Genomic DNA, 18,455 nt, shown 5'->3' with positions numbered 1-18,455 from the left:
TCTGTAAAAAAAAGGGTTGCTCCCAGGCAGAACCTCAGGTTATGTTTTTGCCAATCAAATTGTTGTGGTCAAAAGACTGATTCCATGAATTTCAATCCTGTCGTCGTCATCGTAAAGCTAGTCCTGGTGGTCGTGGTGCCAACCGGGGGCTTTTGCGTGGATGACAGGATGAGCTAGACCAACAACCCGTCAGAACACCGAAAGCCCCCGGCACCGAAAGGTCCCGGGGGCTTTTTTTTGGCTTCGAAAAATCAAAAGAGAAGGAAGACGAACGTGAACGCCGCACAGCACATACTCGACGCGCTCCAGCGTCACCAGATCGACACCGTATTCGGCTACCCCGGCGGCTGCATCATGCCGCTGTACGACGCACTGGTCGCCGAGGATGTGGGTGTCGAGCATGTGCTCTGCCGGCACGAACAGGCCTGTGCCCTGGCCGCCGACGGCTACGCCCGGGCCAGCGGCCGCACCGGCGTGTGCATGGCCACCTCCGGCCCCGGCGCCACCAACCTGATCACCGGCGTGGCCAACGCCCACCGGGATTCAATCCCGATGCTGGTCATCACCGGCCAGGTGCCCTCCGGCCTGATCGGCACCGATGCGTTCCAGGAGACGGACGTGCTCGGCATGACGCTGGGCATCGTCAAGCACAGCTACCTGGTGACCGAGGCGCCGGAGATTCCGGCGATCCTGGAAGAGGCCCTGCAACTGGCCGGCTCCGGCCGCCCGGGACCGGTCTGGATCGACATTCCCAAGGACATCCTGCTGACCGATATCGGCGAGCCGAAAGCCCCGGCGCCGACCACCGCCACCCCACTGCCGGACCCGACGGCCGAGATCGACGAAGCGCTCGCCATGCTGCGCGAGGCTAACATGCCGCTGCTCTACAGCGGTGGCGGCGTCAGCCTGGCCCATGCCGAATCGGCCTTCCGACGATTTGCGAAAGCGTCGCGCCTGCCCAACGTCGTCACACTCAAGGGCATCGGCAACCCGGGCTACGACAACGCGGACCAGATGGGCATGCTCGGCCTGCACGGTTCGAAGGCGGCCAACATGGCCGTCGACACCTGCGATTTGCTGCTGGTGGTCGGCGCCCGGCTCGATGATCGGGCCACCGGCGCCGTGGCCACCTTTGCGCCCAACGCGAAGGTCATCCATATCGATACGGACGCCGCCGAGCTCGGCAAGCTGCGGGCAACGGATCTGGCCATCCGGGGTGAACTGCGGGACATCCTCGACAGCATGGCAGACGCATTGATCCGCCAGCCGCTGACCATCGAGAACTGGCGCCAACAGTGCGCGACCTGGCGCAAGACCCAGGGTTTCCAGACCGCGATCAACGAAGATCCCCATGCGCCGATCTCCGGCCCCGAATTCATGCGCCAGTTGACCGATATTGCCCCGCGGGATGCAATCGTCGCCTGCGATGTGGGCCAGCACCAGATGTGGGTCGCGCAATACTGTCGTTTCGATCACCCCCGCAACCACCTGAGCAGCGGCGGCCTCGGCACCATGGGCTTCGGACTGCCGGCGGCCATCGGCGCCCAGTTTGCGTTCCCGGACCGGCCGGTGATCAACGTGACGGGCGATGGCTCTTTCATGATGAACGCGCAGGAGCTGGCCACCATCCGCCGGCACAAGCTACCCATCAAGCTGATCATCATGGACAACCAGTGCCTGGGCATGGTCCGCCAGCAGCAGGAGCTTTTCTATGAGAACCGGGAAAGCCAGATCGACCTGGACGACAACCCGGACTTCCTGGCCCTGGCCCGGGCCTTCGACATCCCGACCCTGGCGATCCAGCGCACCGACCAGGTTCGCCGGGGCATCCAGACCATCCTGGCCTACGACGGGCCGATGCTCCTGCACGTGCGCATCGATCGCTCGGAAAACGTCTGGCCGATCGTCAAACCCGGCGCCTCGAACCGGGACATGCTGGACGAGAGCCAGCGCCCAACCTCAACCTCCGCGAAAAACAAGGAAAGTGCAGCATGACCAGTTCAGCCGATCACAAGACCCACACCCTCTCCTGCCGTATGCGACCGGAGCCGGCGGCGCTGGAGCGTCTGTGCCAGGTGGCCCGCATTCGCGGCTTCCGGATCGAGGAAATGCAGGTGCGCACCGACGCCGACGGTCTGGCCATCGACATGGTGCTCAGCGGTCAGCGCTCCATCGACACGCTGCGCCGCCAGATCGAGAAACTGCACACGGTGTGTTCCCTGCGAGGCCCGGAGCAGGCCCTGACGGGCGTCCGCCAGAGCGCCTGACGCACCCGATCAATCGTCAGGGGCTGGCGGATGGGGCCGCACCCTCTCCAGGGTGTGGGCCTGGAGGTCCTTGAGCCGGTCGCTGATGGTGACCGGATAAGGCTCGGCGTCGTCCAGTTGGCGCTGGGCCTCCGGCAAGGCCGTGACCGCCTCGTGGCAGTAGGCGACGGCATCCGCCAGTGGCGCGATAGCATTGGCGACCACCCGGCCCGCACGCAGGGTGGGCACCAGCAGTGGCGTGCCGTCGGCCGCCTCCTCCCGGTGCGTAATGCGATCGCCGATAGAGCGGCCGGCGCTGTCCTGGCAGCGATAGACCTGCTTGCGCCCGGGATACGACTGCTTACCGGGCGAGTTTTTCATGCGTGGTCTGCCGGCGTATTCGGTCAGCTTATAGGCCAACTCCAGCGTGGGTGCGTCGTTGGATACCCCCACCGCGGTGCCGACGCCGAAACCATCCAGGGGCACGTCGTTGCGGCGGTATTCGGCAATGCTGTACTCGTCCAGGCCGCCGCTGGCCAGAATCCGGATCTGCGTCAGTCCGGCCTCATCCAGCATGCGGCGGCAATGGAAGGCCTGCTCCGCCATGTCACCGGAATCCAGGCGTATCGCGCCGATGTCCACGTCCGGCTCGGCTTTCAGCCAGTCAATGATGTCGGCGACCGCGCTTTCCGTGTCGTAGGTGTCCACCAGCAGGGTCGTTCCGGGATACAGCCGGGCATAGGCCCGGAAGGCTGCCATTTCGTCGGCGCAGGCCTGCACGAAACTGTGCGCCATGGTGCCGCGGACGGGAAGGTCGAAATCCAGTCCCCCCAGCACGTTGCTGGTTCCGGTCAGGCCGCCCATACGGAAGGCGCGAATACCCCGATAGGCGGCATCGAGTCCGTGCATGCGACGGGTGCCGAAATCGATCACCGGTCTGCCGTCTGCGGCCAGGGCCAGCCGCGCCGCCTTGGACGCCAGCACGGTTTCCAGGTGCACGTAGTTCATGACCAGGGTTTCCAGCAACTGGGCCTCGGCGATGGGCGCTTCGACCTCCAGCAGCGGCTCCTGGGGAAACACCGGCGTCCCTTCCGGCAGCGCATGGATGGATCCGGTAAACCGGAAGCGGCGCAGCCAGTCCAGGAAGTCGTCGTCAAAACGGTCCATGCCACGCAGGCGGTCGATGTGTTCCTGCGAGAAGCGCAGCGATTCGATGATCCGGGCAATATGCTGCTGACCGCAGGCCAGCATGAAATTGCGATGTGGCGGCAGTTTACGGAAGAAGAGGCTGAAAACGGCGGTGTCGTCCATCGACTCCGCCCAATAGGCCTGTGCCATGGTCAACTCATACAGGTCAACCAGCAGTGCCAGGTCTTTCTCTTCGACCATAAACATTCTCCTCCGGATCCGGTTTCTGGTTGTCAGGGCAACGGCGTACCACGACCGATTCAGCGAAGCACCGTCGCACCGGCTTCCTCAAGCTGATTCAGCACGTCGTCTGCCTGGTCGGCATCCACGGCGCGGGTGCCTGCGGCCAGCAACTCCACATCGAATCCCAGCTTTAACGCATCCTGCACGGTAGCCCTGACACAGACATCCAGCGCCAGCCCCATCACCTGCAAGTGCTTGATGCCTCGACGTGACAGGAACTGCTCCAGTTGGGTGCCATCGAAGGCGGAGTAGGCATCGGTCTCGAAAGCCGTGCCCTTGCTGACACGAATCGCCGTGGCCGGCAGATCCATCTCCGGATGGAAGGCCGCACCGTGAGTGTCCTGGACACAGTGCACGGGCCAGGGACCACCGCGGTGGTTGAAGCTGCAATGATCCACCGGATGCCAGTCACGGGAGGCGATGATCGGCCAGCGCTTGTCCTGGGCATCGGTGATGGCGGCGTTCACGACCGGCATAATCTCACCGCTGCCGGGGACCGCCAGGCTGCCGCCAGTGCAGAAATCGTTCTGGATATCAACCAGTAACAACGCCGAGTTGTTGGAAGTCACCATGCTGAACTCCTTGCCCCCGGGCGGGGAGGGCTCGACAGGTTTGTGAGTCTCCGACAAAGGCTCCCACTAACAGCGTTGGGTTTTTGTGCGGAAATTGCAAGCAGGACGACAACAGGACCGACTGGCCGGGCATTCCTGCCCGGCCCTTCCCAACAGCCGCTCCTGGCGACAGTTGATCTCGCTCAATTGCCATCAGGAACTTCGCCGAAACGTGTCAGTCCTTCCATTCCGGACCGTTCCCGGAACCCCGAGCGGCCGGTTCCGCCACATTTTCAAATAACAGGAATCACGGAATCTGCGATGACTGATGCAAGATCGACCGTTCTATCGACAAACAACGGCTTCCTTTACCACCCTCCCCCACCGCCCCCGATCTGACATCAGCCCTGCGCTGGCAGGGACTTGCCCGACCCCCCATTTCCCAACTCATGGAATCGACGGAGAACCAACATGATTCAGGTGGAAAACCTGACTCGCCGCTACGGCGACCTGACGGCGGTCAGGGATGTCAGCTTCCGGATCGGTCACGGTGAAGTGGTCGGTCTGCTGGGCCATAACGGCGCCGGCAAGACCACGATCATGAAGATGCTGACCGGCTATCTCGAACCCACAGCCGGCACCGTGAAGATCGACAACCTGGTGCTCGGCCCGGATACCCGCATGATGCAGAAACGCATCGGCTACCTGCCGGAGAACTGCCCGGTCTGGCCGGAGATGACGGTCATCGACTACCTGGCTTTCCAGGCGGCGCTGCACGACGTGCCGGAAGACAAGCGCGACAAGGCCATCGCCAACGCTATCCGCCGCGCCGACCTCAAAGCCAAAGCCACGGCCAGCATCCAGACCCTGTCGCGAGGGTACCGCCAGCGGGTCGGTGTCGCCCAGGCGCTGCTGCACTCGCCGGACATCCTGATCCTCGACGAACCCACCAACGGCCTCGATCCCACCCAGATCCGCCAGATGCGCGACCTGATCCGGGACCTGGCCAGGCACGCCACGGTCATTGTCTCCACCCACATCCTGCAGGAAGTCCAGGCGGTCTGTGAGCGGGTGCTGATCATGCGCGCAGGCGAACTGGTCGTCGATGCCAAGCTGGAGGAGCTGCAGCAATCCGGCGGCCTGCTGCTCAGCGTCGAAGGCGACCCGCGCCCACACCTGACGTCCCTTGACGAGATCCAGGCGCTGACCCCGGTGGACGACCAGCCCGGGCGCTACCACTTGGATGCACCGCTGGACTGTGCGCCGAAGGTGGTCGAGACCCTGACCCGCGCCGGTATCCCGCTACACGCGCTGGAACCCCAGCGCCGTGACCTGGAGAAAGTCTTTGCCGAGGTGAACGAGGAGACCGCCCATGCATGATCTGATGACGATCGCCCGCAAGGAATTCCGGGGCTTCTTCGCCTCACCGGCCGCCTTCCTGTTCCTGGGCGTGTTCCTGGCGGTCACCCTGTTTGTGGTGTTCTGGGGCGAGGCCTTCTTTGCCCGCAACATCGCCGACGTGCGCCCACTGTTCGAGTGGATGCCGCTGCTGCTGATTTTCCTGATCGGTGCGCTGACCATGCGCAGCTGGTCCGAGGAACGCCGTTCCGGCACCGTGGAAAGCCTGCTGACCTCCCCGGTCGGCCCCCTGCACCTGATCGGCGGCAAGTTCCTGGCGGGCATGGGCCTGCTGGTGCTGGCGCTGGCCATGACGCTGCCGCTGCCCATCACCGTGTCCTTCATCGGCCCGCTGGACTGGGGTCCGGTCATCGGCGGCTACGTCGCCACCCTGTTCCTGGGCGCGGCCTATTTGTCGATCGGCCTGTTCATGAGCAGCCGCACCGACAACCCCATCGTGTCGCTGATCCTGACCACCCTGGTGTGCGGCATTTTCTACCTGCTGGGTTCCAGCCTGCTGACCAACCTGTTCGGTCACCAGGTTGCCCATTTCCTGGAGGAGATCGGCACCGGCAGCCGCTTCGATTCCATCACCCGCGGCGTGATCGACCTGCGCGACCTGTACTACTACCTGTCCATCACCGGCGTGTTCCTGGTGCTGAACCGTTTGAGCCTGGAGCGCATGCGCTGGGCCGGCAACCCGCCCAATCGCCGCCACCGGGGCTGGACCTGGGTATGCATGCTGGCCATCGCCAACTTCGTCGTCGCCAACGCCTGGCTGACCCCGGTCAGCAGCGCCCGCGCCGATATCACCCAGAGCCAGATGTATTCCCTGTCCGATGCCACCTACCACGAACTGGACCAGTTGCACGAACCGCTGGTGATCCGTGGTTACTTCTCGGACAAGACCCATCCGCTGCTGGCACCGCTGGTCCCCCGCATCCGCGACCTGCTGCAGGAATACGCCATTGCCGGCGGCAAGAACGTCCAGGTGCAGTTCCTCGATCCCACCAAGGATCATGCGGTGGAAGAACAGGCGGCGTCCCGGTATGGCATCAAGCCGGTGCCTTTCCAGACCGCCAGCCGTTACCAGTCTTCCGTGGTCAACGCCTACTTCAACGTAGTGGTGTCCTACGGCGACCAGTATGAAGTGCTCGGTTTCCGCGACCTGATCGACGTGAAGTCCCAGAGCGACAACAAGCTCGACGTCGCCCTGAAGAGTCCGGAATACGAGCTGACCCGCACCATCCACAAGCTGGTCAGCACCTATCGCGCCGGTGACAACGCGTTCGCGACCCTCGACCAGCCGGTCACCTTCCACGGCTATTTCTCCTCCGGGCAGAAACTGCCGAAGGAACTGGTCCAGTTGAAAGGCAACGTCACCGATATCCTCAAGGACATGGCCAAGGGTCACGAGGACAAACTGTCCATCCAGATCGAGGACCCGGACGCCAACGGCGGCAAACTGGGCGATCAGCTCACCGAGCAGTACGGCTATCAGCCGCGCATCGCCAGCCTGACCGACCCGCAGCCGTTCTGGTTCAACATGACCCTGCAAAGCGGCGACAACGTGGTGCCGGTGCCCCTGCCCGACACTCTGGACAAAGCGGCCATGAAGCGCTCCGTCAAAGCGGCCTTGCAACGGCTGACGCCGGGGGTGCTGAAGACGGTCACCGTCGTCGCACCGCAGGACCCGATGGCCCGCATGCGCCAGATGCGCGGTATGCCGCCGCAGTCCCAATACCAGAAGCTGATGGCCGCACTGAAGGACAATGTCCGCGTCAAGCAGAGCCAACTGTCCGACGGCAAGGTACCGGCGGAGACCGACCTGCTGCTGGTGCTCGCCCCGCAGGACCTGGATGACAAGCAGCGCTTTGCCATCGACCAGTTCCTGATGCGTGGCGGCCGGATCGTGATGGCCACCTCCCCGTTCAAGGTCAGCGCCGGCCGTTCCCTGAGCATGGAGAAAACCAAGTCCGGCCTGGAAGACTGGCTCGCCCAAATGGGCATCACGATCCAGAAGAAAATGGTGCTGGATGCCCAGAGTTCCTCACTGCCGGTCCCGGTCACCCGCAATGTGGGCGGCATGAACTTCCGCGAGATCCAGATGGTGCCCTACGCGCCCTTCCCGGACCTGCGCGGCGACGAGCTGAATCCGAAGCATCCGGTGACCCGTTCGCTGGACCAGATGACCCTGGGCTGGGCGTCACCGATCACCATCGACAAGAAAACGATGGGCGATCGCAAGGTCACCCGCCTGCTGGAAAGCTCGCCGCAGACCTGGACCACCGACGGCACCCAGGCCATCCCCAACATGAACCAGTACCCGCAGCTCGGCTTCGCCACCCAGGGCGAGCCCAAAGCGCAGACGCTGGCCGTGGCGATCAAGGGGCAGTTCCAGTCCTACTACGCCGACCGCCAGTCACCACTGGCCCAGTCCGCGGACGACCAGGGCGGCAAGGCCACGAAGAACGCCAAGGGCAAGAAGCAGGCCGACAAGCCGACCTTCACCAGTGTGATCAAGCAGTCGCCGGATTCATCGCGGCTGGTGCTGATCGCCAGCAACGCCTTTGCGTCCGACACCATGCTCAACCTGGTGTCCCAGGAACTGGGCACGGTCTACACCAAGCCCATCGACATGGTGCAGAACGCCATCGACTGGTCGCTGGAGGATCCGGGCCTGCTCGCCATTCGCGGCCAGACCCAGTTTGCCCGCACCCTGGTGCCGATGGACAACGACACCCAGCGCTTCTGGGAATACCTGAACTACGGCCTGGCGGCGCTCGCGCTGCTACTGGTCTGGCTGTGGCGTCGTAGTGTGCGTGCCGGCGACCGTCGTCGCTATCAACGGATTCTTGCGGAGGTTTAACGGATGGCAAAAACGGTTCGAATACTCGCCGTGCTGCTGGGGGTCCAGGTATTGCTGGCCTTCGGCCTGAATATGTCGCACAAGGACATCAGCGATGTGGCACCCGATCAGCCCCTGCTGAGCGCGTCGCTGGATAACCTGGACGAAATCGTCATCGCCGACGGGCCCCAATCGTCCCTGACGCTCAAGCGCCAGGACGACCAGTGGCAACTGCCCTCACTGGATGGTTTCCCGGCCAACAGTGACCAGGCCAACCAACTGGTGGACGCGCTGGTTGCCGCCAGGCAGGGTATTCCAGTGGCCACGTCGGCTGACGCCCAAAGCCGCTTCAAGGTGGCGAAGGACGACTTCAAGCGCCGCCTGGTGCTGCGCCGCGATGGTAAGGATGTGGCCACGGTCTACCTCGGCAGCTCACCGGGCGCCGACCAGTCCTACGCCCGCCTGAAAGGCGACAGCAACATCTACCGGGTCAAATTGGCCGCCTACCAGGCACCGGTCGACAGCGACAGCTGGCTGGACAAGGAAATCCTGACCACGCCCATCGACAAGATCGCCGCCATCGAGGTCGGCGACCTGAAGCTGACGCAGACCACTGACAAGCCGGCAGGCAAGGATGATGGCGACAAGGCGGACAAGACCAGGGCACCGGCCCCATGGCATGTGGACGGCCTGCCCAGCGGCAAGACCTTGGATACCAAGGCGGCGGCCACCCTGGCGGGCCAGATGTCCGGCCTGCGCATCCAGTCACTGGCCGATGCCGATGCGGCCAAGCAGGCACTGACCCAGCCTAACCTGACGATCAAGCTCGACAAGCAGGACGGCAAGTCGGTGACCTATACGTTTGCCAAGGCGGAAACGGATAACACGGCGGCGGACAAGACCAAGGCCAAAGCCGGCCAGCAGCCCAAAGCCGAACCCTGGTTCCTGTCCGTATCCGACCAGGACCGGACGTTCCGGATCAATGCGACGCTGGGCCAAACGCTGGAGAAAGCGGCCTCGCCCGACAAGCTGCTGGTGGCAGCGGCTGATGACAAGCAGGCAGCCGACACGGCCAGCAACAAGCCGGCCAACGACAAGGCGGACGACGAGCCGGCGGAGTAAGCCGGCCCTATCGCCCTAAACCCGAAGCGGGTGTGCCATCGATGATGGGCACCCGCTTTTTTGTGGGTATCGTGTTGCTCCTGGCATGTGTTTCCGGGGCACCTTCGGCGCCTCAGAAGCTAAAGAGGGTGTTGCAAAAGCGTTGCGAGCGACGGCCGGCATTCGTTGGGCTGACGCAGGAAGCCCAACAACTCTCTTCCGGTAACCCACTCATGCCCTCTTGGGTTTCCATTCACCGCGCGCATTGGCCCCTTTCCGAGCCTGTTCTTTGTCGGGTCACCCTTTCTGCTACGGGATGGCCTCTGTTGGGCTTCCTGCGTCAGCCTAACCTACTTGTCCGACGCTTCAGAAGCCCGCGGCTAATGGCATGTCCTTCGGCTCCGCAACCACTGCCGTCTCATGGGTCAATACACCCCAGGCTTCTCAGAACAGGTTGAGCGGGACCTTCAGGTAAACCTGCCCGTTGTCCTCGGCCGGAGGCATGTGGCCCGCCCGCATGTTCACCTGCACGGACGGCAGGATCAGTCGCGGCATGCCCAGGGTGGCGTCGCGCTCCCGGCGCATGCGCACGAAGTCGTCCTCGGAAATGCCATCATGGACATGGACGTTGTGGGCTTTCTGTTCGGCCACCGTCGTCTCGCACACATACGCCTCACGCCCCGGTGCCTTGTAGTCGTGGCACAGGAAGAGGCGGGTCTCCGGAGGCAGCGACAACACCTTCTGGATGGAATGGTACAGCGTGCGGGCATCGCCCCCCGGGAAATCGCAGCGTGCGGTGCCATAGTCCGGCATGAACAGGGTATCGCCAACAAAGGCCGCGTCACCGATGACATACGTCAAGCAGGCCGGTGTGTGGCCGGGCGTATGCAGGACGCGCCCTTCCAGGCTGCCGATCCGAAACGTGTCGCCTTCCTGGAAAAGGCGATCGAACTGACTGCCGTCGCGGGCAAACCCGGTACCGGCATTGAACGCCTTACCGAATATTTCCTGGACTTCGATGATGTGGGCACCGATTCCGGTCCGGCCGCCCAGATTTTCATGCAGGTAGGGCGATGCCGACAGATGGTCGGCATGGACGTGGGTCTCGAGGATCCACTCGACGGACAGGTCATTACTCCGAACGTAGTCGATAATCGCATCTGCTGAGCGCACATTCGTGCGGCCCGCCGCGTAGTCGAAATCCAGGACCGAATCGACGATGGCGCAAGCCCGGCTTGCCGGGTCGCGCACGACGTAGCTGAACGTGTTGGTCGGCTCGTCAAAGAACATTTTCACTTGAGGTATCTGTGTCGTCATGGCGATCCACCTTCTGGCCGCAGCCAGGGTTGCATTTTGTTATAAGCTTAGATCAATTATGAATAAATCGTAAAATTGAATTTCCCAATGTGTCACTGGATACCACCTCTTGAGAACCTGGCTGAATACGTGCAATCCACTGAGTTAGGTGGTTTTAAAAAAAGAACCTACGATTGGACCCTATACCTTCGGCGCCGTGGGAATATGTTCTGGGTCAAAAAACACCCAGACAGATGATGAGAGAGCAAGCAGGTCACCAAAATTCCCGCCTGGCCCGGGAGACAACAGGACATGGCAGTCCGATACCGCTCATGCCCCCCGGAAGCTACCGTGTCGGTCGGGCCAATCGTATCCGCATGCAGGGTGGAGAAATGGCGGCACCAAGGGCGCCTGCTATGCTTTTCAGCATGACCAAATCTCTTGAAAAACACCATCGCATCAAAAGGTTAATAAACCTCATTGCTGCCTGCATCCTGGCCGCGCCGATCTTCACACAGGCGCAGGAAACCCTTCGTGTCGGTCTGGAACCCCTCCCCCCGCTGATCCGGGAAGACGGCTCCGGGCAGAGCGTCGAATGGCTTCGGGCGCTCGCAAAACAGGCGAACATGCGCCTGCACGTGTCGATCATGCCCTACAGCCGGGCCAAACTGGCCTTGATGGCCGGTGACGTCGACCTGATCGGCCACACCCCGTTCGGTCTGGAGACGGAACGCTTCTATGACTATGCCATCGAGCTGGACTACCGGGTTCCCACCAGGATGGACGTGTTCAGCCCGGACCCGGACGACCTTGAACCAGAAGCGGCCCGTCGAATACTGATCGGCACGCCCTTCGGCAATTCGGCGTTTATCTCCGAACTGACGGGACTCGACCGGGACTGTTTCGTGGAGGGGTCGCTACCCAGGGTGGTCAACATGATGCTGGCCGGGCGGGTCAATGCAGTGATCTTTGAACGCATGTCCGTGGTCAGCCAGATCCGGAAACAAACCACGAAGCCGGTCTACTACCGGCTGGTCAAACAGATCGATGCCGGGTTTGCCGTCAGGCGAGCAGAGACCGCACTGATTGAACGTCTCAATAACGCGGCCAGGAAGGTCGACAGCCAGGCCATCTACGCGCCCTATATCAACCTGCTCGACGGGCCGGACAGCGGCACGATCACGCCGGGGACCACTGACGCTTCAGGCCAGCCCCTTCCACAGCCCGATACAGCTGACCACCAGCAGGACAGCCCCCAGTACCCGGAAGAAGACCGGCGTCTCCGCCTTGAGCATGTAGTCATGGAACCGTAGGCCAATCACATGCCCCACCGCCGCACAGGGCAGCAGCCAAAGCTGTTGCTTCAACTCAAGGTCGACACCGACAGCGATAAAGGCCGCCATCTTGATCGTGACCAGGATGAACCATAGGGCGAACAGCGTGTCCCGCAGCTTTTCCTTGGGCAGGTGCTGGGCGACCACGGCGATCACCAGTGGGGCGCCGATCAGCGAGGTGCCGCTGACATAGCCGCCCAGCATCAGGAAGACCACGTCCACCACCCTGTTCCTGCTGCGAAAGGGGCGATCCAACAGGTAGGAAATGGAATAGACGGTCACGATGCCAAAAATGATCGTGCTCATGATCGTCGGTGGCAGGGTCACCAGACCAAAAACGCCGATCAGCTTGGGAACGATCATGATGGCCAGGATACGGCCCAGGTAACGCCAGTCCACAGTCCCACCCTGCGGCTGCCTGGCCGCCTGGCTCTTGCGGTTGTTCATGACGATGGTCAGGCCGGAAAACACCAGCAACTGGATGGCAATGATCGGCAGGAAAGCCAACGGGTTGTCGTGGACCAACAGCAGGAACGGCAGCGACAGCACGGCACCGCCGAACCCCAACCCCGAGCGGACAAAGCCACTCCAGACGAAGATCAGGCCAATCAGGACATACTGGACTGCGGATAGATCAGACATAGCACCCGGCTCGGATAACCTCAATGAAAACAAGGCAGTGTATACGTCGATACCCTGGATTAATATTCACATCGGCAACTATTCCCCGACCTCTTGCCGGTTTCTCCCGGCACACGCTTTTCTCATGCGCCTCTGGTCCAAAGTGGTGGGCCGCCGGAATTGTTTCGACGAGTTGTTCATTTTTATAACCACCTGTATTTCCTGGGACTATCCACACGGGCACCCCGGTGCGGTGACGATGCGTTACAGACTGGTCAGTTTCTGGGCATTGACGCCGACTGCCGAACCCTCTAGGTTATTCGCTGTCCTGCACCTCACGAGGGTAACCAGCAGGACACTGAAATCGATCACCCGGCCACAAGCGGGCTTACAAGAACAACACGACCACGGCAGCCGAGATCCGGCAACGTGGAAAGGATTTCAACAATGAATCAATCGACCGCACCCCTGATGGGATCGTGCCTGTTCAAGGCGCTGTCCACCCTATCCCGTATGCCCCTGATCGCTCGTCGATCGCCCCTGACAGACGCTTCGTCGCAAGACGCATCACCACGAATCACACCGAGTCCCCACGCCGCCATCGCGCCCTACAGGTGATGACGCCCCGGTTTTCGTGTCGTCGCGTCCAGCAATAACCGGTCGTGCCTGCGCACACCCAGCCAACGGTGATTCGCTATGCGTAACCCGACAAGCCAGCGGCAGCACCAGATCGCTGGCAAAGCCGTCTGAACCCCAAGGGGCTCAAGCAGACTAAACTTAAAAGCAGGCGGCAGATGGCAATCCCACTGTCGCCCGAAAAACCACCAGCCTCCTGTCCGCCCCACAAGGGTACAGGCGGCCCCGGAAGTAAGGTGAAACGCCATGAACGTATTCAGCCATCCTGAGTTCGATAACCACGAACACCTGTCCTTTTTCTGCGACCCGGAAACCGGCCTCAAGGCTATCGTGGCCATCCACAACACCTCGCGCGGCCCGGCCCTGGGCGGCTGCCGCATGTTCCCCTACGCCACCGACGAGGAAGCCCTGCGCGACGTGCTGCGTCTGTCACGCGGCATGACCTACAAGTCGGCGCTGGCCAACCTGGATCTGGGCGGCGGCAAGTCGGTGATCATCGGCGATCCGCGCCAGCACAAGACCGAGGCCCTGCTGGAATCCATGGGCAGGTTCCTGGAGAAACTGGGTGGCCAGTACATTGCCGCCGAGGACTCCGGCACCAGCGTCGCTGACCTGAAGGTCATGGGCCGTCATACCGAGCACGTTGCCGGCATCAAGGAACACATCGGTTTCGACGGATTGCCCAGCAACGGCGACCCGTCACCGGCTACCGCCTACGGCACCTACGTGGGCCTGCGCATGGCGGTCAGGCACGGTCTCGGCCGCAGCGACCTGGAGGGTTTGAAAGTGGCCATCCAGGGCATCGGCAACGTCGGCTTCCGACTGGCCCGCCACCTCAAGGAAGCGGGGGCCAAGCTGTGGGTCTATGACATTCACCAGGACCAGATGCAGCGCGCGGTCGACGAACTGGGTGCAACACCGGTCTCCGCCGACGAGATCCTGACGCTGCCGGTGGACGTGGTGGCTCCCTGTGCCATGGGCGCCGTGCTCAACGACACCAGCATTCCGAAGCTGCAGGCCAAAGTGGTGGCCGGCGCGGCCAACAACCAGCTCGAACACCCCGAACACGATGCGGCGCTGCTCAAGCGCGGCATCCTGTATGCGCCGGATTTCGTCATCAATGCCGGCGGTATCATCGACGTTTTCCATGAACGCACCGACCACGACCACAACAAGGTCCGTGCCCACGTGGAGTCCATCGGCGACACCCTGGACGAAATCTTCCGGCGCTCTAGCCGCGAGGGCCTGCCAACGGGTACCATCGCGAACCTTCTGGCGGAGGAGCGCTTCCGCCATACCCCCGCTCAACCTCGGCACACGACCGGCAAGCTGGCCAAAGTGAGCTGAAATCATTGAGTTAGCCGTTGATGAGGCCGGGGCCAGACCCTGGCCTCGGTCCCCTGGGAATCCCTGACAGACACTGGACCCGGAGGCCCTTTAAGGTGCTTCCCTCGCAGCAGGATCGCACAGAACAGGAAGCTGTGGTGCCACCGGGCGGTTAGCCCACCGTTTGCCCGCAGCTTTCGGGGATGACCAACAACAACAATGCATTCGCAGGAGACTATGCTTATGTCTACCACTCCTTCCGGCAGCGCAGAGGGCGTCATGGGAGCAAGCACAAAGAATCGCGGCCACTGGTCGTCACGTCTGGCCTTCATCCTGGCCGCGACGGGGTCCGCGGTCGGCCTCGGAAACATCTGGAAATTCCCCTACATCACCGGTGAGAACGGCGGCGGTGCCTTCGTTCTGGTTTACCTGGTCTGTATTGCGGCGATCGGCATTCCCATCATGATGGCGGAAGTCATGATCGGCCGCCGTGGCGAACACAGCCCGGTCAACAGCCTGCGCCAGATCACCAGGCTCGATGGCCTCTCCCGGGCCTGGCCCATTGTCGGCGCCGTCGGCGTGCTGGCGGCCTTCCTGATCCTGTCGTTCTACTCCGTCATCGGCGGCTGGGCCGTGTCCTATGTGGGCACCGCGGCCACCGGCCAACTTGCGGGCAAGGACGCGGACGCCATTGGGGCGATCTTCTCGGGCCTGGTGGGCGATCCGGGAACCCTTCTGCTATGGCACACCGTCTTTATGGCGCTGGTCATGGTGGTTGTCGCACGCGGCGTCAGCGCCGGCCTGGAAAAGGCGGTCAGTATCCTGATGCCGGCGCTGTTCGTGCTGTTGCTGGTAGTAGTGGGCTACGCCATGACCTCCGGCCATTTCAGCGATGCTGTGGCGTTCCTGTTCGAGCCTGACTTTTCCAAGCTGACCACCAAGGGCGTCCTGATTGCCCTCGGCCACGCCTTCTTCACCCTGAGCCTGGGCATGGCGGTCATGATGGCCTACGGTTCCTACCTGCCCAAGGGCGTTTCGATTGCCAGGACGTCCATCACCGTGTCCATCATCGACACCGTCGTCGCCCTGCTGGCCGGTCTCGCCATCTTCCCGATCGTCTTTGCCAACGGCCTCGAGCCGGGAGCCGGGCCGGGCCTGATCTTCCAGACCCTGCCGTTCGCGTTCGGTCAGATGCCCATGGGCAGTTTCTTCGGCACGCTGTTCTTCATCCTGTTGATCTTTGCCGCCTGGACCTCGGGCATCTCCCTGCTGGAGCCCCTGGTGGAGTGGCTGGAAGAGCAGAAAGGCATGAACCGTATCGTCAGCACCCTGGGCGCCGGTATTGCCTGCTGGGCGCTGGGCATTGCCTCCATCCTGTCCCTGAACCTGTGGTCGGATATCCATCCGCTGGGTATGTTCGCCATGTTCGAAGGCAAGACCATCTTCGACCTGCTGGACTTCCTGACGGCCAACATCCTGCTGCCGCTGGGTGGCCTGCTGGTGGCCGTGTTCACTGGCTGGTTCATGTCCCGTCAGGCACTGGAGAACGAGCTGAACCTGCCAGCAGCCGGCTTCAATCTCTGGTACAACACCATCCGCTTCCTGACACCGGTGGCGGTTGCGATCGTGTTTATCTACAACCTGGTGTAATCCAGTCCGGCCGGGTTCCTTCGGGGCCCGGCCATTCCCCCTCACTTCCCCAGCAAGAATCCGTGTCGACCGATGTCGGAGACCGGTGTGAATCGACATTCGTGTCCATTTCTCCACCCTCGCTTGGCCGCTACCGGCATGCATCGCCGGTTAAGCGCTTCTGTTTCCGTCAGATATCCCTACACACGTTGAAGCCTGCAGTCCGGTAACAACATTTCGGTTACGTCATCCTGGCCCACAGCCCCCGGCGAACGGCGTAAAGTGTCTACAGAAGTTGTAAAGCGAAAGCCCTTGATCCTGGACTCTGCGCTACAACAATGACTATCAGAAGCCGCCGTTCGCGAGCAGGCCAAAGGGCGAGTCGCCCATGGCCAAAGGCCCGGTGCTCGAATGATTTTGCATCGGGCGCCGCGTTCGCCGGAAGCGAGTGGAGGTAAGTATGGATAATCCCAAGAAAGTCGTCACCGAAGAGCCCCGCAAAAGTCTGATTGTCCTCTTCCTAAGTGCGGTGTTCAGCATCATCGTCGGCATCGTGGCCCTGATGGCACCCGGTGCCGAAAACACCGACATGGCCGAAAACGTTGGTTGGGTTATGATCCTGGTCGGCTTGGGTGCGCTGGTGTTCTATATCATCGGCCGTAAGGAGCAACATCGTCCCTAGGGGACCGAGAGGTGGCAGGAGCGGGTCTGATACCCGCCCAGGAAAGCGCTCCGGCGGCGGTGATGGCCGGCAACGGATTCATACAGCAAGGCAAGTGGGATCCGTGGATTGAGTCCCCGCCGCGTCTCCCCCTACCCTGTCCCGCGAAGGGCAATTCCTCACCGGGCCGGCTATTCAAGCGCCGCCCGGCTCATACCAACTGCCGGACGCCACGAAGTAAGGGTTGAGCACGTCTTCCTTGCCATACTCCATGGGCGAATCATCCAGCTTGCGCACCTTGCCTCCGGCGGCTTCGAGTACGGCTTGTGCTGCTCCGGTATCCCATTCGCAGGTCGGGCCGAGGCGGGGATAGATATCAGCTTCGCCCTCCGCGATGCGGCAGAACTTCAGGGAGCTGCCGGCCTGGACCAGACAGTGCTCGCCCAGCGCTTCAATGAAGGTCCGGGTTTCGTCGTTCAGGTGGTTCTTGCTGGCCACCACCCGCTTGCTGGCCGGCGGTTCGACGACGCTGAGCCTGAGCGTCTTGCCTGCCCGGTCGCGCTTCCAGGCACCCTCGCCTTTCAGGCCCCAGTAAACCTCGCCCAGCGCCGGAGCTGTCACCACGCCCATTACCGGCTCGCCCTGCTCGACCAGGGCAATATTGACGGTGAACTCACCGCTGCGATTGACGAAATCCTTGGTCCCATCGATTGGATCAACCAGCCAGAAGCGCGTCCAGTAACGGCGCTCGTCCCAGGGGGCATTGGCGGATTCTTCCGAAAGAATGGGAATGTCCGGCGTCAGGGCTCGCAGGCCCTCGACGATGATGTGGTGGGAGGCCATATCCGCTTCGGTGATCGGCGACTTGTCGGCCTTGTGATCGACGGAAAAATCGGTCTCGTAAATTTCGAGTACCCTGGCGCTGGCCGCCTCGGCAATCCGGACCACCTCCGGAAGTAATGAAGAGTTCGAAGCCATGGGTGTCCTTTTCTGACGGGCAATTGTATTCGATCAGGGGCCAAGTCTAACGGAACCCGATTGCAACTGCGACGCGAGTCGGCATGAGGAAACCCGGGGCACTCGAACCAGCTAGCCGGCACCCGCACCGCCAGCACATCGCTCTCGACGCAGATCCTGCCGGCGGCCGTCAGCGTGCAACGGACCCGGATCTTCTTTTCGCCGGTCTCCTCGATCTTTGCTTCCCGACGCGTTCATGGCCATCCTTTTCAATGCGTCACGACCGGAACTGACCGGATTCCACGAACGGCAGGCACTGCAACCATGGCCAGACTCCGCTCGTATTGACTATGGTTTGAGGGAGAGACCGACAAATGGCCCCGATGATCCAGGCGGGAGGATTTCAGGAAATCGGGCAAA

Annotated in this window: 14 protein-coding genes; 9 read left to right on the top strand and 5 right to left on the bottom strand. The window is 62.2% G+C overall.

The features are described 5' to 3' along the window. The first annotated feature begins 273 nt into the window (after positions 1–273). Entirely contained in the window at positions 274–1,995 is a 1,722-nt protein-coding gene (gene ilvG / locus EZI54_RS12150) for an acetolactate synthase 2 catalytic subunit (RefSeq protein WP_131482157.1), read from the top strand. After that, positions 1,992–2,267 (top strand): ACT domain-containing protein, encoded by a 276-nt coding sequence (locus EZI54_RS12145; protein WP_131482156.1) that lies wholly within the window; start codon positions 1,992–1,994, stop codon positions 2,265–2,267. The genes ilvG and EZI54_RS12145 overlap by 4 nt, the downstream gene beginning before the upstream one ends. Before the next feature lie 9 nt (positions 2,268–2,276). Here EZI54_RS12145 and EZI54_RS12140 read toward each other — a convergent pair whose 3' ends face one another. Beyond that, positions 2,277–3,635: a nicotinate phosphoribosyltransferase gene (locus tag EZI54_RS12140; protein WP_131482155.1), complete on the bottom strand. Its 1,359-nt coding sequence runs from the start codon at positions 3,633–3,635 to the stop codon at positions 2,277–2,279. A 59-nt stretch (positions 3,636–3,694) separates the two neighbouring features. Next, the gene (locus EZI54_RS12135) at positions 3,695–4,249 is read right to left on the bottom strand and encodes an isochorismatase family protein (protein ID WP_131482154.1); all 555 of its coding nucleotides are present in this window, start codon (positions 4,247–4,249) and stop codon (positions 3,695–3,697) included. A gap of 450 nt (positions 4,250–4,699) precedes the next feature. Here EZI54_RS12135 and EZI54_RS12130 point away from each other — a divergent pair, with 450 nt between their 5' ends. The 3 genes from EZI54_RS12130 to EZI54_RS12120 are packed head-to-tail and all read left to right on the top strand — an operon-like array spanning position 4,700 to position 9,596. Then, entirely contained in the window at positions 4,700–5,608 is a 909-nt protein-coding gene (locus tag EZI54_RS12130; protein WP_131482153.1) for an ABC transporter ATP-binding protein, read from the top strand. Then, positions 5,601–8,495: a Gldg family protein gene (locus tag EZI54_RS12125; protein WP_131482152.1), complete on the top strand. Its 2,895-nt coding sequence runs from the start codon at positions 5,601–5,603 to the stop codon at positions 8,493–8,495. Before EZI54_RS12130 ends, EZI54_RS12125 begins: the two co-directional genes overlap by 8 nt. A 3-nt stretch (positions 8,496–8,498) precedes the next feature. Further along, positions 8,499–9,596, top strand: coding sequence for a DUF4340 domain-containing protein (locus EZI54_RS12120; protein ID WP_131482151.1), 1,098 nt, complete (start codon positions 8,499–8,501; stop codon positions 9,594–9,596). 423 nt (positions 9,597–10,019) lie between these two features. Here the strand turns inward: EZI54_RS12120 and EZI54_RS12115 are convergent, their stop codons facing one another. Further along, complete coding sequence (locus tag EZI54_RS12115) at positions 10,020–10,892, bottom strand: MBL fold metallo-hydrolase (RefSeq protein WP_131482150.1); 873 nt, start codon at positions 10,890–10,892, stop codon at positions 10,020–10,022. 407 nt (positions 10,893–11,299) lie between these two features. On the opposite strand from EZI54_RS12115, the gene EZI54_RS12110 reads away from it, so the two are divergent. Beyond that, on the top strand, positions 11,300–12,184 hold the full coding sequence (locus EZI54_RS12110) for a substrate-binding periplasmic protein (RefSeq protein ID WP_131482149.1): 885 nt from the start codon (positions 11,300–11,302) through the stop codon (positions 12,182–12,184). Here the strand turns inward: EZI54_RS12110 and EZI54_RS12105 are convergent. Beyond that, positions 12,074–12,847, bottom strand: a complete 774-nt coding sequence (locus EZI54_RS12105) for a sulfite exporter TauE/SafE family protein (protein WP_131482148.1) — start codon at positions 12,845–12,847, stop codon at positions 12,074–12,076. The genes EZI54_RS12110 and EZI54_RS12105 overlap by 111 nt on opposite strands. 861 nt (positions 12,848–13,708) lie before the next feature. Between EZI54_RS12105 and EZI54_RS12100 the strand changes: the two genes are divergently transcribed. The 3 genes from EZI54_RS12100 to EZI54_RS12090 all read left to right on the top strand — a co-directional run bounded on the left by EZI54_RS12100 (position 13,709) and on the right by EZI54_RS12090 (position 17,099). Beyond that, entirely contained in the window at positions 13,709–14,809 is a 1,101-nt protein-coding gene (locus EZI54_RS12100; RefSeq protein WP_131482147.1) for a Glu/Leu/Phe/Val family dehydrogenase, read from the top strand. A gap of 222 nt (positions 14,810–15,031) precedes the next feature. Beyond that, positions 15,032–16,438, top strand: a complete 1,407-nt coding sequence (locus EZI54_RS12095) for a sodium-dependent transporter (protein WP_131482146.1) — start codon at positions 15,032–15,034, stop codon at positions 16,436–16,438. Positions 16,439–16,877: 439 nt separating this feature from the next. Next, positions 16,878–17,099, top strand: a complete 222-nt coding sequence (locus EZI54_RS12090; protein WP_131482145.1) for a DUF308 domain-containing protein — start codon at positions 16,878–16,880, stop codon at positions 17,097–17,099. A gap of 174 nt (positions 17,100–17,273) precedes the next feature. Here EZI54_RS12090 and cysQ read toward each other — a convergent pair whose 3' ends face one another. Further along, positions 17,274–18,056, bottom strand: a complete 783-nt coding sequence (gene cysQ, locus EZI54_RS12085) for a 3'(2'),5'-bisphosphate nucleotidase CysQ (RefSeq protein ID WP_131482144.1) — start codon at positions 18,054–18,056, stop codon at positions 17,274–17,276. Positions 18,057–18,455: the final 399 nt, after the last annotated feature.

The sequence above is a fragment of the Marinobacter halodurans genome (assembly GCF_004327985.1).
Classification (GTDB): Bacteria; Pseudomonadota; Gammaproteobacteria; order Pseudomonadales; family Oleiphilaceae; genus Marinobacter_A; species Marinobacter_A halodurans.
The sequence above is the reverse complement of the archived record's forward strand: the minus strand, read 5'-3'. Positions and strand labels throughout refer to the sequence as shown.

Bases quoted from the DNA above. Each gene is read 5' to 3' on its own strand.
- EZI54_RS12095 (WP_131482146.1), top strand. From the start codon at position 15,032: ATGTCTACCACTCCTTCCGGCAGCGCAGAGGGCGTCATGGGAGCAAGC.
- EZI54_RS12140 (WP_131482155.1), bottom strand. From the start codon at position 3,635: ATGGTCGAAGAGAAAGACCTGGCACTGCTGGTTGACCTGTATGAGTTG.
- EZI54_RS12090 (WP_131482145.1), top strand. From the start codon at position 16,878: ATGGATAATCCCAAGAAAGTCGTCACCGAAGAGCCCCGCAAAAGTCTG.
- EZI54_RS12130 (WP_131482153.1), top strand. From the start codon at position 4,700: ATGATTCAGGTGGAAAACCTGACTCGCCGCTACGGCGACCTGACGGCG.
- EZI54_RS12110 (WP_131482149.1), top strand. From the start codon at position 11,300: ATGACCAAATCTCTTGAAAAACACCATCGCATCAAAAGGTTAATAAAC.
- EZI54_RS12145 (WP_131482156.1), top strand. From the start codon at position 1,992: ATGACCAGTTCAGCCGATCACAAGACCCACACCCTCTCCTGCCGTATG.
- EZI54_RS12125 (WP_131482152.1), top strand. From the start codon at position 5,601: ATGCATGATCTGATGACGATCGCCCGCAAGGAATTCCGGGGCTTCTTC.
- EZI54_RS12100 (WP_131482147.1), top strand. From the start codon at position 13,709: ATGAACGTATTCAGCCATCCTGAGTTCGATAACCACGAACACCTGTCC.
- EZI54_RS12105 (WP_131482148.1), bottom strand. From the start codon at position 12,847: ATGTCTGATCTATCCGCAGTCCAGTATGTCCTGATTGGCCTGATCTTC.
- EZI54_RS12120 (WP_131482151.1), top strand. From the start codon at position 8,499: ATGGCAAAAACGGTTCGAATACTCGCCGTGCTGCTGGGGGTCCAGGTA.
- EZI54_RS12115 (WP_131482150.1), bottom strand. From the start codon at position 10,892: ATGACGACACAGATACCTCAAGTGAAAATGTTCTTTGACGAGCCGACC.
- cysQ (WP_131482144.1), bottom strand. From the start codon at position 18,056: ATGGCTTCGAACTCTTCATTACTTCCGGAGGTGGTCCGGATTGCCGAG.
- EZI54_RS12135 (WP_131482154.1), bottom strand. From the start codon at position 4,249: ATGGTGACTTCCAACAACTCGGCGTTGTTACTGGTTGATATCCAGAAC.